A 14,661-nucleotide genomic window follows, 5' to 3' on the forward strand; every position below is an offset into this window, starting at 1 on the left:
CGGATTATTTCAAGGTAAAGCAGGTTGGAATGCGCGTCCTTCATTTTTACAAAACCTATATCACTGACAGTAAGGGTGGGGTGGAGCAATTTATCTATCAGCTGATTAATAGCGTTAGCTCCCAAGGCGTTTCCAGTGAAGTATTATCCTTAAGCAAAGATAAAACGGCGGGCACTACTGAGTTTGCAGGTCATACAGTTCATCGTGCCCCTCTGAACTTTCAACTGGCTTCAACCGGATTTTCATTTTCAGCTATCCAGCGCTTCCGGCTGCTAGCCAATGCAGCCGATGTTATCCATTATCATTTTCCCTGGCCATTTATGGATGTGGTGCATTTTGCCTCACGGATAAAAAAACCAACGGTGGTCACCTACCATTCAGATATTGTCCGCCAAAAAAATCTGTTAAAACTTTATCAGCCTTTAATGCATGCTTTTTTAGGACGAGTCGATCGAATAATTGCTACCTCGCCAAATTATATCGCAACCAGTGAGGTGCTTAATCGTTATAAAGAAAAAACCAGCATTATACCTATTGGGCTCGATGAATCGATGTATCCTCTTCCTGCCAAGGAGAAACTGGACCTTTGGCGGCAACGGTTAGGCCAGCGCTTTTTTCTGTTTGTAGGAATGCTTCGCTATTATAAAGGTCTGCATACCTTATTGATGTCATTGAAAGATCTGGATTATCCGGTCGTCATTGTCGGAAGCGGACCTGAAGAAGCCACATTGAAACAGCAGGCAGAATCGCTCGGTTTAAAACAGCTTTATTTTGCGGGTGCCCTGGAAGACGAAGATAAAATGGCCTTGCTTAAGCTTTCTTATGCTTTCGTATTTCCCTCCCATTTACGCTCGGAAGCATTCGGAATTTCCCTTCTTGAGGCGGCGATGGCTGGCAAACCATTAATTTCCTGTGAAATTGGTTCAGGGACCAGCTTTATCAATCAGCATCAGGAAACAGGCCTCGTTATTCCGCCAGAAAACCCCTTGAAGTTAAAAGAGGCTTTAACTGATTTGTGGAGTAACCCAGAAAGAGCTGCTGCAATGGGAGAAAATGCGCGAAGCCGCTATCTTAAACATTTCACAGCAGATAAAATGGCTGCTGATTATGCCAATATCTATCGAGAGCTCATCATTTAACCAAGGGGTTAAGGTTCCATTCTGCCAAGGACTAGGGTAAACTCCGAGAAAATCTTTATATGCAGCGTTTTACAAAGGCATGCCAACAGACTATTCGCCCCGAAGTTTTCAGGATTTCAGTGAGGATTTAATGCAAATAATACCAACAATTTTATGCGGAGGAGCTGGTTCCCGCTTATGGCCAGTTTCGCGTGAATTACATCCCAAGCCTTTTATTCAACTCAGTGACGGCCAAAGTTTATTACAAAAAGCATTTATACGCGGCGCTTTGATTCCTGGTGTTAAAGAAATAATGACGGTTACCAATCGTGAGTTATTTTTCAAAATTCAGGATGTTTATCGCGAAGTCAACAGTGAGTCGCTTTATACCTCATTTATTCTTGAGCCTTTTGGTAAAAATACCACCGCAGCGATTGCATCTTCTGCACTGACGATTGCTAAAAAATACGGGGATGATGCCGTTATGCTGGTTTTGGCAGCGGATCATCTGATTGAGAATCAGGATGCTTTTCAGACAGCAGTTGCCCAGGCAAGCATGCTGGCAGCGGCAGGTCATCTGGTTACGTTTGGTATTGAGCCCAATCATCCGGAAACGGGCTATGGTTACATTGAAGCCAATATTACTGAGCCGATTAATCTTAAGACGCAGGAAGGAAAACCGGAAGGCTATTCAGTAAGCCGTTTCGTTGAAAAACCATCAAAAGAAAATGCCCAGGCATTCATCGATTCTGGTAATTATTTGTGGAACTCGGGTATGTTTTGCTTCACAGCAGGCCGCATACTGGAAGCATTAGAACAGTTTTGTCCCGAAATATTACAGGCAACGGCCAGCTGCATTTCAGCTTCAAGGCATGATGTTAGCCAGGGTTCGGAGCAGACTCATCTTGATTCTGCCTTATTCGCTGAAGTACCTGATAATTCTATAGACTATGCGGTAATGGAGCCTGCATCGCATAATTCAAAAGTGGCTGTGGTGCCTTGCAATATTGGCTGGAGCGATATCGGCTCCTGGCGGGCAATCGGCGATTTATCAACGCCTGATGAAGCAGGAAACCGCGTCGAAGGCCAGGCGTTAATTCATGAAAGCAGTAATTGTTATATTCAGAGTAATGACCGTTTGGTAGGAGCTGTTGGTGTAGATGATTTAATTATCATTGATACACCGGATGCCCTGTTGGTCGCGAATAATCAGCGTGCCCAGGATGTAAAGCATGTTTACGCCGAATTAAAGGCACGAGGTCATGAAACGCATAAGTTGCACCGTACAGTTCATCGGCCCTGGGGTACTTACACCGTATTGGAAGAAGGTACCAACTTCAAAATCAAGCGTATTGAAGTTAAACCGGGTGCCAGTTTAAGTTTACAAATGCACCATCATCGCAGCGAGCACTGGATTGTGGTCAGCGGCATGGCGAAAGTTGTTAATGGCGATCAGGAAATGCTGGTGGGAACGAACCAGTCTACTTACATCCCCGCAGGACATCGGCATCGTTTGGAAAATCCTGGGGTGCTGAATCTGGTCATGATTGAAGTTCAAAGTGGAGAATATCTGGGAGAAGATGATATTATCCGATTTGAAGATAATTACGGGCGAGTGTAATGACAGCTCTAACCTGCTTTAAAGCCTATGATATACGCGGGCAACTAGGTATCGACCTTGATGAGTCAATTGCTTATCGCATAGGCCGGGCCTTTGCGCAGTTTCTGAATGCCAAACGTCTGGTAGTTGGCGGTGATATCCGGCTGTCAACAGAGTCTCTAAAGGCGGCACTCATCCGTGGAATTAATGATGCCGGTGCGGATGTGATTGATTTGGGTCTGACCGGCACCGAAGAAGTCTATTTCGCATCGTTTCACTGGGATGTCGATGGCGGCATCGAGGTGACGGCCAGCCATAATCCTATGAATTATAACGGCATGAAAATGGTCGGACCCAAAGCGCTGCCAATTAGCGGCGATAGCGGGCTTAGAGAAATTCAACGCCTTGCTGAACAGAGTGAATTCACAACTCCTTCCAGAAAAGGAAGCTGCATACAGCAAAGTATATTGCAGGCCTATTGCGATCATTTGCTGGAATATATTGACCTGCAGACGATAAGGCCTTGCCAATTGGTGGTCAATGCCGGAAATGGTGCAGCAGGTCATGTGATAGATGAATTGGAAAAGCGTTTTAAGCAACGCAGTATCCCCATTCAGTTTATCAAGATTAATCATGAGCCGGATGGACATTTTCCCAATGGTATTCCTAATCCCCTGCTGCCGGAAAATCGTTCCTCAACCGCTGATGCGGTAAAGCAACACCAGGCGGCAATGGGTATTGCCTGGGATGGTGATTTTGACCGCTGTTTTCTCTTTGACGAAGAAGGCCAGTTTATTGAGGGGTATTACATAGTGGGCTTATTGGCCGCCACCTTTCTTAAACAATATCCTGCTGAAAAAATCATTTATGATCCCAGACTCACCTGGAATACCATCGATGTGGTGAGCAATGCCGGTGGTCTGGCTATCCAAAGTAAAACGGGGCATGCCTTTATTAAAGAAAGAATGCGGCAGGAGAATGCCATTTACGGCGGCGAGATGAGCGCCCATCACTATTTTCGGAATTTTGCCTATTGTGATAGCGGGATGATCCCCTGGCTGCTTGTTCTTGAGTTATTATCAAGAACAGGTAAAACACTATCGCAACTGGTCAAGGAAAGAATGTCGCTTTATCCCTGCAGCGGCGAATTAAATTACAAGGTCACCGATGTGAAACCGGTTCTTGAAAGGGTGTTAAATTATTACTTAAATGAAAAGACCGGAGAAGAAACTCCTCATGTCGATAGAACCGATGGCTTAAGTCTTGAGTTCAGTCAGTGGCGTATGAATATTCGTGCCTCCAATACTGAACCCTTATTACGTCTTAATATTGAATCGCGTGGTTGTCATTCTCTGGTTAACGAACGGGTACGTGAAGTGGAATCATTAATCCACGCAGACTAGCTCACGTTTTTAATTAGCAACAAATACGAAATGGTGGTTGAGGAAATAGCATGCAAAAGAAAGTCGCATTAATTACTGGTATCACTGGACAAGATGGAGCTTATCTTGCTGAATTACTATTGGCAAAAGGCTATGAAGTTCATGGTATCAAACGTCGATCTTCTTTGTTTAACACAGCGCGTATCGACCATCTGTACCATGATCCTCATTGCAAAGGTTATGATTTAACCTTGCATCATGGTGATTTAACGGATTCCTCAAGCCTTGTCCGTATTGTGCAGCAGGTACAGCCGGATGAAATCTATAATCTGGCCGCGCAAAGCCATGTCGCTGTCTCATTTGAAGAGCCTGAGTACACCGCCAATTCAGATGCTCTGGGCGCATTAAGACTTCTTGAAGCAATACGAATTACCGGCCTTGAGAAAAAAACCCGCTTTTACCAGGCAAGCACCTCTGAGCTGTATGGATTAGTACAGGAAGTTCCTCAGCGTGAAACCACGCCCTTCTATCCACGAAGCCCTTATGCAGTTGCCAAACTCTATGCTTACTGGATGACTGTAAACTACCGCGAAGCGTATGGGATCTATGCTTGTAACGGAATTCTGTTTAATCATGAATCCCCTATTCGCGGTGAAACGTTTGTTACTCGTAAAATTACCCGCGCGCTGGCAAGAATAAAACTGGGTTTCCAGGATAAACTCTATCTGGGTAACTTAAACGCCTTGCGTGACTGGGGACATGCTCGTGATTACGTGGAAATGCAGTGGCTGATGCTACAGCAAGATCAAGCGGAAGACTTCGTGATTGCCACTGGAAAGCAGCATTCTGTACGCGAATTTGTTGAAATCGCAGCCAGAAAGATAGAGATTGACATTCAATGGGAAGGTGAGAACGAGCAGGAAAAGGGATATGATGCCAAAACGGGCCGCTGTATCGTTGAGGTGGACCCACGCTATTTCCGGCCTGCTGAAGTAGAAACTCTGCTTGGTGATGCCACTAAAGCAAAAGAGAAGTTAGGTTGGGAGCCTAAAACGACATTTGAAGAATTGGTCACTGAAATGATGAGTGAGGACTTGAAAGAAGCGCAACGCGATGATTTGATGCGCCAGCACGGTTTTAAATATACCAATTTCAATGAATAATGCTTAGCAGGTGAACACAGAATGATCCCAGTCTATCAACCGTATTTTAGTGGTCGTGAGAAAGAATATGTTAATCAATGTCTGGATTCCACCTGGATTTCATCCAAGGGCGAATTCATTTCCAGATTTGAGAAGGCTTTTGCAGAATATACCGGCTCGCCCTATGCAACGACTGTTTCCAATGGCACTGTAGCCATTCACCTGGCCTTGGAAGCGCTGGGCCTGGGCGAAGGTGACGAAGTAATCGTGCCTACACTGACTTATGTTGCCTCAGTGAATACCATTCTCCAGACTGGCGCCACACCGGTTTATGTCGATTCATTAGAGCCAAGCCTGCAAATTGATCCTGCGGATGTTATCCGTAAAATTACACCACGTACCAAAGCAGTGATGGCCGTCCATCTTTATGGCCTGCCCTGCGAGATGGATCAACTGACTGCCATCTGCAAAGAGCACCAGCTGTATTTAATTGAGGATTGTGCAGAAGCCTTTGGCACGCTCTATAAAGGTCAGCATGTGGGTACTTTTGGCGATGCGGCGACCTTCAGTTTTTTTGGGAACAAGACAATTACCACCGGCGAAGGCGGTATGGTTCTTTGCAAAACAAAAGCCTTATATGAGCGCGCCTGTCATCTGAAGAATCAGGGCGTTTCTCCAGAACGCGAATATTGGCATAATATTGTGGCCTACAATTACCGAATGACTAATATTTGTGCAGCAATCGGTTTGGCGCAATTGGAACAAGCGGATGCAATTCTCGCTAAAAAACGCGAAATCGCTGCCTGGTATAAAGAAGGATTAGCCGATTTGCCGTTATACTCACATGAAGAAATGGAAAATACGCGACATTCCTTCTGGATGTGTTCAATTATTGTTGATGACGCAAATCAGCGTCAGCCTCTTCGTGATTTCATGAAATCTAAGGGCATAGAAACACGGCCATTCTTCCATCCATCGCATCAGCTACCGCACTGTGCTGCAAAAGGAGAGTTTCCGGTCGCTCAATCGCTGTCTGAACGCGGGATAAATTTGCCTAGCTCCCCGATACTTGAGTATAAGGATGTGGCTTATATCTGTGAAATCATAAGGTCTTTTTTTTGATATAAGCAGGGATTTGTATAATAACTGGTCATAATGAATTGCTTTATTTATCACCATAACTAGCGTATTATTCTGCACTAGTCATTTACATCAATTTATTGAACTGCTCTGCAGTCAGTTTTGATAAAAACTGGTTAAAAAAGATTGTTTATGAATAATTATTTAAAAGGCATTTGGTCATCCCGGTATTTTTGGTCACATCTTGCTCTTTCTGATTTAAGATCACGGTGGCGTCGCTCATCAATGGGTATTTTGTGGTCAATTATTCAACCATTGGGGATGACTATACTTTTGTCATTGGTATTCAGCAGACTATTTCATATCGATATTACACGCTATGCGCCATATATCCTGTCAGGCTTGATTGTCTGGGAGTTTATTGGCTCCACCCTAACTGGTGGTTCCCTCGCTTTTGTACAGGCTGATGCCTATATTAAGCAATGCAGGCATCCTCTGGCCATATACACCCTGCGCCTGCTTTTATGCAACATCATTGTGTTGGCGCTGGCTAGTACAGTACTGTGGGTTTGGGCTGTTGTAGTGATGCCTGAAAATTTTGGCTTCAGTTGGCTGGCCATTTTCACATTTTTTCCAATACTCGCCTTAATTGTCTGGCCGTTAGCGAGTCTGCTGGCTTATCTGGGGCCAAGATTCAGAGACATTCCACATGCAATGGGATTAATTTTACAGATGATCTGGTTTATCTCACCTGTCTATTTTGAAGAAAAAATGTTTCGTAGCGGCGGGCTTGGAGGGCTGGTTGATTACAATCCGGTATACCATCTGCTGCAAATAATCCGTGCTCCTGTGCTTGAAGGCAAGTGGCCAACGCTTACTAACTATCTGGCTTGTCTGTGCGCAGCATTTATTTTCTTTTGCCTAGCGGTGCTGGTCGGTCGAAAATCAGAACGTCGAGTGATATTTTATTTATGAGAAAAAATTATATCAAACTGGAAAATGTGAACCTGGTGTATTCCTCTGTCGCCTATCAGGAGCGTTCGCTCAAGTCCTTACTGAGTAAACTCGGCAGACCAAAACAAAATAAACATTTGATGTCAGATATTCATGCATTGAAAAATGTGAGCCTGACTATCGAGCAGGGTGAGCGTGTTGGCTTACTTGGCCATAATGGTGCTGGCAAGAGCACCTTTTTAAAAACTGTAGCCGGACTTTACCCCATTTCATCTGGAAAGCTGGATGTCTGCGGTCAGATCCGCTCACTTTTCGATTTAAGCTTAGGGTTTGAGCCTGATGCGACAGGCCGCGAAAATATTCTCTATCGTGGTCTGCTGCTAGGCTTGACGCCACGATTCATGAAAGAAAAAGAAGCCGAAATCGTTCAGTTTTCCGGACTGGGCGAGTTTATAGACTATCCTATCAAAACCTATTCAGCAGGGATGCAGGTTCGCTTGGCATTCGCTATTTCGACAACGGTAGGCGGCGATATCTTATTGCTGGATGAGGTCATTGGTGCCGGTGATGCAAATTTTATGCTTAAAGCAAAAGACCGTATACACAGTCTGATTGAAAGGGCAGAAATTCTTGTTTTAGCGTCCCATGATTTTTCCGCTTTAAAAAATCTATGTGAGAGAGGGCTTGTTTTCCATCATGGCGAGCTTGTTTTTGATGGTGCAATAACCGATGCCATTACTTTTTACCACCAAATTAATGAGCTTAGCGTTGCCTAAGTATGGATAAATCTAACATCATGCTTGTGGTCATGGGATATGGCGGACATGCCAGAAGCGTTGCTGATGTTGCGTTTTCTGCTGGTTACAGGCAATTGGTATTTGTAGACTCGAACGCCCGGCCTCAAGAGAAGTTTATCAATTTCCCGGTATTAAATACTTATCCTGATCAAACCCGGGATTGCTGCTTAGCTTCAGGAGATAACAGCCGGCGCGAGCAACAAATGAATGAGGCGATTAAGAAACAATGGCAGATTGCTTCGATAATTTCACCAAAAAGTAATCTGTCTCTGGAAACCTCGATCGGTAGCGGTAGTTTTGTGGGCCATTTGGCAAGCATCGGACCACAGGCCTCAATTGGACGAGGATGTATTATTAATACAGGCGCAATCGTTGAGCACGATTGCTCAGTGGGTGATTTTAGTCACATCTCAGTTAATACGGTTTTAGCCGGATATGTGTCAGTGGGTAAATTTGTATTTGTCGGTGCAGGTGCAGTTATCCGCGATCGGGTGAGTATCTCCGATAATGTGATTATTGGAGCTGGCAGCACAGTGATCAGAGACATCCACGAACCCGGTGTGTATGCAGGGTCGCCGGCAAAAAAAATATGTTCATCGCAGGAGCTCCCGGGAAGCCAGCTGTCGTAAATTGATTGATTATGAGTGATAGGTAAAATGCAAATAAATTGTGTAACGAGCCAGCATCAACTTAAGAATCACAAACCAGTGAGAGTGATGTGGCTGATTCATGACGCCGACGCCAAAAAGTTCGAGATCGCCATGTTAAAAACACTAGGCATCCATGAAATTTACTTACCTAAAATCTCACCAGTTTCCTGCACGCACATTCCAGATCCTGTTGATTATTCTGAAGATGCTGGTTTAAGCATACCTGAGGAAAAAATAAGCCTGTTAAATCAAACAGACTGGTATTCAGCTCCTGATGACGAAGCGATGTCGATTGCAAACGACTATTTTGATATTGCTATCATTCATTGGGGGGATGCCGGCATATGCCGGTTTGTTAACCAATTCAAAGGCACCCTGATTTTACGCGCCTACGGAATTCCGAATGAACTTGCCTATTCGAGTATTATAAATCTTCATTTGCTGAACAGCTGCAGCAACCCAAGACTGGTAAGGTCTCTCGGCTCGCGATTCTGGTTCGGAGAAGCATTTGAAAATATCAAAGCTAATGAGCCCGAGTATATTAAAAAACGCGCAATTTACCTGCCCGTTGGTTTAACTGAATCTGCGATGGCAGAGTCATGGGAAGGTAGTGACAAGTCGATATTGTTTGTTTGTCCTGATCTGGCTCGTAATAGTTATAATCAGAAAACCCAGGAAAAATTTAGCAAGGATTTTGCTGGTTTCCCTTATGTGATAGCCGGGGAACAGCAATTTATGCCAAAAAATGCAAATAATATTCTAAGATTCCAGCCCAAAGCAGAACACGAAGTAAATTTACGTGAAATGCGGGTCATGTTCTATTATAACGAGGAGCAAAGATACCTTCACAAATATCCTCTGGAAGCAATCCAGTCAGGTATGCCATTGATCTTTATGGCTGGCGGAGTGCTTGACCAGCTCGGAGGTTCTTACCTCCCTGGAAGATGCCTGAACATTAGCGACGCTCAGGAAAAAATAAAACGAATCCTGAATGATGATTGGGACTTTATCAATGAGATTCGCAAAACCCAGCTCAGTATTCTCGAACAGGTTAGTTGGAAACATTGTGAATCCGCCTGGCGCAATTCATTTACCCAGGTTTTAAAAGAATTAAGTAAGCCGCAACAGCAAAGACCCGCTTTTACACTGGCTCCTCGCAAAAAAATTGCAGTCATACTTCCTATCGGGTACCGAGGCGGAACTCTTAAAGCAGCCAAATTGATTACACAAGCATTATATCAGGGCAGCAGGGAGTGGCAGGAGCCTGCTGAGGTTGTTTTTTTCCATCTTGATGAGCCAGGTATTTATTCTGAGGAGGATTGGAATTCATTATATCCAGGAGTACAGCGACGCAGCTATCAGTGGAAAATACTATCGTCCCCTGAAGCCAGACGTGCTATGCGCTATGCCGGTTATGACGACTGGGAACCTACCAGCCGAAGCTATTGTGTGCCGGATGATGGGATCAATGACTCTCTTGACTGTGATCTTTGGATTGTAGTTTCTGACAGAATGAACTTGCCTCTCCTGCCGATACGACCCAATCTGTACATTATTTATGACTGTATTCAGCGCTATATCCCTGCAATCCTGCCTTCTGATGACATTGGTTGCATAGAGGCGGTACGCCAGGCAAACGGGGTGCTGGTAACCACTCAATTTACGAAAGAGGATGCCCACCAGTATTTTGGAATAGAGCCTGAAAAAGTGAAACAGGTGCCTATGCTGATGGACCTATTCAAGAAAGAGAAATCCTGGCCTATCCCGGAAGAACCTTATTTTCTGTGGACAACCAATAAGGCGCTTCACAAGAACCTTGAGAATGCGCTCACAGCGTTATATATCTATTACACCCGCCTGGATGGAAAATTTGCCTGTCATGTAACCGGGGTAAATGCCCAGGATATTTTAGAAACGGTTTCTACTCAAACTCGTCGAAATATTTCAGCGCTTAAAAATCTACAGGAAAAAATTATATTCTGGGGTGAGTTATCTGAACTTGAGTATCAGAAAAAATTGGCAGGCGCTAAATTCCTTTGGCATCCATGCAGAATTGACAATGGAACAGGAAGTGTTGTTGAGGCCGCCAGTTTAAACGTGCCCTCGCTAAGCAGTGATTATCCGGCAATGCGTGAAATGAACGAGACTTTCAGTTTAAATTTGACCTGGATGAATCCTGATAATCCAGGATTAATGGCTGCCGGGTTAAAAGAAATGGAGAACAATTATCAGCCAATGAAGAAATTGTTGCCAGCAGACGCTAAATTAGCTGAGCGGCAGGTTGAGAAACTAGCTAATGAGTATTGGAGGGTGGTACGCGAATGTCTGTAAAATATTATGGAATATATTTAGCTTATCCTCCCACTGTTAATCTAAAGCATGAGGGCCTGGGACGTTATCTGGCTTCTTTTCTAAAGGGTGCAGCCGATCGCCAGGACGTTTGTTTTATTATCGCCTGCCCGAGTTGGTCGCGACAATCGCTTATAGAACTGTTTAAAAGTGAGAATGTACCAGAGAGCAATTTTAAAATTGTATCGCCCGCTTCCATACCCTACATTTTACGCTGTTATGAGTTTTATTCCTCTTTAAGAAAAAGAAAACAAAAATCGGGTCGCTTGAGCCGTATTTTTAAAACTGAAATCAAGCCCAGGCTCTTAAGGATTGTTCGCCGCAGTACAAAAAAATTAGTTCAGGCACGTACATTTTCTTCTTTGCTGAAATTGATTTTCGATCCCGGTGTTTTGCTATTGATGCTTTTAGGATTGTGCTTTCCTGCGCTGGTGGTCATCGCATTTGTAATTGCTCTGGGCGTCTACCTCTACAAGACATTCGATGGGAAGAAATTGAAGAAACTCACTCTGTTCAAGTCCTTTGAAAGACGCACAGAGCAGGCGGTTTCCAGGTTGGATACTCCAAAAGATAGCCGGGTGCTCGTAAGACTTTTCAAATTAATGGAGGAAATTGAAATACAGCAGCTGCATCAGTTAATCGACCAGCAAACTCAGGTTCGTGCATGGTATGCGCCCACCGCATTCTGGCCCTCTTTCAATCGAATACAGGGTCCAAAGCTAATGTGTGTTCCAGATGTTGTACTATCAGAGTTTCCTATCGGATTTTGTGATATTGGCGGCAATCGGTTTCTGGACAATTTTAAAGCTCTGGAATCTGCCATTTACGCCGGAAAATATTTTGCCGTATACAGTGAGACTATCAAGTGGAAGGTTTTAGTTGATCGCTATGGCATAGACCCAGAGAATATTGCCGTTATTGAGCATGCCCCCTCTACGCTGGACTCCTTCGTGTTGCCCATGCATGAGCAGGGAAAAAGAGCTGAGAGTTTATCCAGGGCCTATTGTCATAATTTAATAGGGCAAGCATTATCGCGAAGTAAAAACAGCTACATTAGGAATTTCATAAATGTCGAGTTCAGGTTTTTGTTTTATGCCAGCCAATTCAGACCGAATAAAAATATAATTACTCTGCTAAGGGCTTATGTGCATCTTCTCAGGAAAAATCTAAGGCCCCATAAACTGATTCTCACCGGTGATACTAAAGCGTTTAAAGGGGTACAGGAGTTTATTATTAAGCACTCCCTGCAAAAAGAGGTGTTTTGCCTTCATGGTTTATCTGTAGAGGAGTTGGCTGCTTTTTATAAATCTGCTGATTTGGTTGTCAATCCAAGCCTGAGTGAAGGGGGATGCCCATTTACATTTACAGAAGCCTTATCGGTGGGAACGCCCGTCGTGATGTCAAGAATTTCAGTTGCTGAGGAAGTGTTGACTGATCCCTTATTACAAAAGTTCAGTTTTTTTGATCCCTATAGCTGGGAAGATATGGCTAGTAAAATGGAATGGGCGATACAACACCGTCAGCAATTACTTGATATCCAGTCAAAAACCTTTGAGCAATTACGACACCGGAACTGGACTCATGTGGTTAATGAACATATTAAAGTGTTGGAGGACATTTCTTCCGGGCAGCAATTGTTGAAGTCATCAACAGCCTGTGAATCTGCTCCCACAGAAATTTCGGTTGAATTAGTGAATTGACAAGAATATACAGTTAATTTTCAAAAGCTTCCTACCGGCGATTTCTTACAATCCCGGTGGATAGTTTATAAACCTTCAAGTTGTAATATCAAATCTTATTCTGTAACATAAAACGCATTTTTAGCGCCTCGGCTCTAACCTCAAAAGGCTGAAAATTGTCTCAAATGATGAATAACAACCGATTTCAACCGCTTTATTTATCGCATCTTGGTAAAAACATTCTAGCAAAATTACCCTATTTATTTCTTTCTTTGTTTTGCCTGGTTCTCATCTCCGGTATTTTTTTGCCTGTTTATACTGATGAGGTGGTAATGAAGTGGGCGATAAGCCGCTTTTTTGAAGAATCAGGAAAATCCCTCTCTTTTTTTCCACAATGCCTGAAAACGATGAATGTACAAATATCCTGGATATTTTATCCAGCGGCCCTGACTTATTCATTAATTTATAAATATTTGTTTCCCCTGGGCCTGCGCATAAGCGGCCTCGTCGTCTGTTTTCTCTGGCTTTCAGGAATAGGCTACTGGTGTTTTAAAATTATTAAACCTCGACAGACTGCCGCTTATTTTCTGGCGGCTTTGCTTGCAGCAAGTATCGCTCTGGGTGTTATGCCGTTTAACTTCATAATGGCCAGGCCTGAGCAAGTACTTATGCTTATACTACTATTGTCCTTTCTTTATTGTCTTTTTTGGAAAAATACGTTTTCAATAAGAATGCAATGTTTGGCAGGACTAATTTTTATACTACTCTGCAGTTGCTTTTTTTATATTCATCCCCAAACGCTATTCTTTTTACCATTTATGATGGCTGTTGCATATTGTATAAGCGAGAAAGGCCCGCGCTTGTTGCAAGCAGCTATGCTCTTGATTCCGCTCGTTTTGGCTTATAAGACAATTCAAACTGCCCATATAATGGCTAATTGTGAACAAACGCCCGTGTTGAATACCGTGTTAGCCTCCAATACACTCTTCCCCTCATTTCTTTGGCAGTCGCCGCTTGAATTCTTTAAGCAGGGTTTTTTTAATTTAAAGGAGGTACCGGGGAAAATAATTAGTTATCTCGTTTTTCAACCCTTCTATCAATCTTATTGGCTTCCCAGTGGTGCGGAGGCGGGAATCTTTTCTCATCTGCTTAATATGGGCATTGAATTTGTACTTTACCTGCTTATTATCGGCAGCCATCTACTGGCCATAGGTGTTCTTGTTTATGGTTTAATAATGCGTACATTGACTACATCCATAGTATTAGGAGGCCTGCTTGCTTTCGGATCCCTTGGGAATTCGTTTTTTTATAAAATCTGGAATTTTTACGGAGCAAGTCAATTTTTACCTCTATCTGTTATGCTGATATTAAGCTTGCCGCTGACCACTGTACAAAATAGACTTTCAAACCGCATTAATTCCCTTTCAATAATACTGATGCTCTTTGCATCGCTTTCTATGTCGTTTTTAGTCGGTAATTATCTTCCGGCTATGATCACTAACTCCAGTACACCCGATGCAGACATTTCTGGGCAATACTTATCTATGCCTGTTTTTGGGGTTAAAAAGCATATCCAAACACTGAAAACCCTTGCTCAGGAATGTAAACTGTCTACTGACAAAGTAAAAAATCTTGTCGTAGATCAAATGACCTATTACGCTTTTAAGGATCAATCAAATCCAATTCATGTGCTTTACATTTCGGAAGCCGGGTACGGCCAGGATTTAACGAATGGTCGGCTCAAACCCTTTTTAACCAAGATAGATAGTCCCGGGCTTATTATCCGATGTTCCTATTTACCTCCGCAATTGGGAGAACTGCCTCGCTCTGAAAAAAACGGTTATTGCTGTATTAATCTGCAACAATTATCTAAAACTGATGTTAAGGTTTAAGCCTGACGCTTTGTTCCA

The 14,661-nt window shown here is 43.4% G+C and carries 11 protein-coding genes; all 11 read left to right on the forward strand.

The features are described 5' to 3' along the window. The first annotated feature begins 29 nt into the window (after positions 1–29). Entirely contained in the window at positions 30–1,139 is a 1,110-nt protein-coding gene (locus E1O89_RS06535; protein WP_133139461.1) for a glycosyltransferase family 4 protein, read from the forward strand. Positions 1,140–1,269: 130 nt separating this feature from the next. Further along, positions 1,270–2,739: a mannose-1-phosphate guanylyltransferase/mannose-6-phosphate isomerase gene (locus tag E1O89_RS06540; protein WP_133139462.1), complete on the forward strand. Its 1,470-nt coding sequence runs from the start codon at positions 1,270–1,272 to the stop codon at positions 2,737–2,739. Beyond that, on the forward strand, positions 2,739–4,121 hold the full coding sequence (locus E1O89_RS06545) for a phosphomannomutase CpsG (protein ID WP_133139463.1): 1,383 nt from the start codon (positions 2,739–2,741) through the stop codon (positions 4,119–4,121). Before E1O89_RS06540 ends, E1O89_RS06545 begins: the two co-directional genes overlap by 1 nt. A gap of 50 nt (positions 4,122–4,171) precedes the next feature. Next, positions 4,172–5,263: a GDP-mannose 4,6-dehydratase gene (gene gmd / locus E1O89_RS06550; RefSeq protein WP_133139464.1), complete on the forward strand. Its 1,092-nt coding sequence runs from the start codon at positions 4,172–4,174 to the stop codon at positions 5,261–5,263. Positions 5,264–5,284: 21 nt separating this feature from the next. Then, the gene (locus E1O89_RS06555; RefSeq protein ID WP_133139465.1) at positions 5,285–6,364 is read left to right on the forward strand and encodes a DegT/DnrJ/EryC1/StrS family aminotransferase; all 1,080 of its coding nucleotides are present in this window, start codon (positions 5,285–5,287) and stop codon (positions 6,362–6,364) included. Between the two features lie 150 nt (positions 6,365–6,514). Then, a complete protein-coding gene (locus tag E1O89_RS06560) occupies positions 6,515–7,297 on the forward strand; it encodes an ABC transporter permease (protein ID WP_133139466.1) in 783 nt (260 codons plus the stop codon). After that, positions 7,294–8,052, forward strand: coding sequence for an ABC transporter ATP-binding protein (locus tag E1O89_RS06565; RefSeq protein ID WP_133139467.1), 759 nt, complete (start codon positions 7,294–7,296; stop codon positions 8,050–8,052). The genes E1O89_RS06560 and E1O89_RS06565 overlap by 4 nt, the downstream gene beginning before the upstream one ends. Positions 8,053–8,054: 2 nt before the next feature. Further along, positions 8,055–8,702, forward strand: coding sequence for an acetyltransferase (locus E1O89_RS06570; RefSeq protein ID WP_133139468.1), 648 nt, complete (start codon positions 8,055–8,057; stop codon positions 8,700–8,702). A 27-nt stretch (positions 8,703–8,729) separates the two neighbouring features. Next, positions 8,730–11,054 (forward strand): glycosyltransferase, encoded by a 2,325-nt coding sequence (locus tag E1O89_RS06575; protein WP_133139469.1) that lies wholly within the window; start codon positions 8,730–8,732, stop codon positions 11,052–11,054. Continuing rightward, positions 11,045–12,772, forward strand: a complete 1,728-nt coding sequence (locus E1O89_RS06580) for a glycosyltransferase (protein ID WP_133139470.1) — start codon at positions 11,045–11,047, stop codon at positions 12,770–12,772. The genes E1O89_RS06575 and E1O89_RS06580 overlap by 10 nt, the downstream gene beginning before the upstream one ends. Positions 12,773–12,927: 155 nt before the next feature. Next, positions 12,928–14,643 carry a hypothetical protein gene (locus tag E1O89_RS06585; RefSeq protein WP_133139471.1) on the forward strand — a complete coding sequence of 572 codons (1,716 nt, stop codon included), beginning with the start codon at positions 12,928–12,930 and terminating at the stop codon, positions 14,641–14,643. Positions 14,644–14,661 lie beyond the last annotated feature (18 nt).

The sequence above is a fragment of the Legionella genomosp. 1 genome, from assembly GCF_900640215.1.
In the GTDB taxonomy this organism is placed as follows: domain Bacteria; phylum Pseudomonadota; class Gammaproteobacteria; order Legionellales; family Legionellaceae; genus Legionella_C; species Legionella_C quinlivanii_A.